Origin of the sequence: Methylophaga sp. UBA4204 (assembly GCF_002379485.1) — a bacterium.
In the GTDB taxonomy this organism is placed as follows: Bacteria; Pseudomonadota; Gammaproteobacteria; order Nitrosococcales; family Methylophagaceae; genus Methylophaga.
This window is the reverse complement of record NZ_DFTU01000060.1, coordinates 22978-23369: the sequence shown is the minus strand read 5'-3', so window position 1 is coordinate 23369 and position 392 is coordinate 22978. Positions and strand designations below refer to the sequence as shown.

Below are 392 nucleotides of genomic sequence, written 5' to 3'. Positions count from 1 at the left end.
ATCTGGCGTGGATTTAAGGCACCAGCTTATTTTAAACGCTGGAATGAACGGTTTGGACATATACCTTCCCGCGCATCCGAGCAAAATCTTATCTGGGTGCATGCGGTATCTGTAGGGGAAGTCGAGGCTTGTCGGCCCCTTATTAAAGGATTACAGGACCGTTACCCTGACCATCAGGTTCTTATCACTACAATGACCCCCACCGGTAGTGCCAGGGTAAAAAGCCTGTTTGCAGAAAATGTACTGCACGTATATCTGCCATATGATTTACCGTTCGCTATCAGACGTTTTCTTGACGCAATGCAGCCTCAGTTCGGCATTATTATGGAAACTGAACTCTGGCCTAATCTGATTCTGATTTGTGCTGAACGCTCAATTCCCCTCACAGTCGA

Annotated in this window: 1 protein-coding gene; it reads left to right on the top strand. The window is 46.9% G+C overall.

Annotated features, from left to right (window positions below):
* The coding region (locus B3182_RS08620; RefSeq protein WP_292752367.1) for a 3-deoxy-D-manno-octulosonic acid transferase at positions 1–392 on the top strand (392 nt) is incomplete at both ends.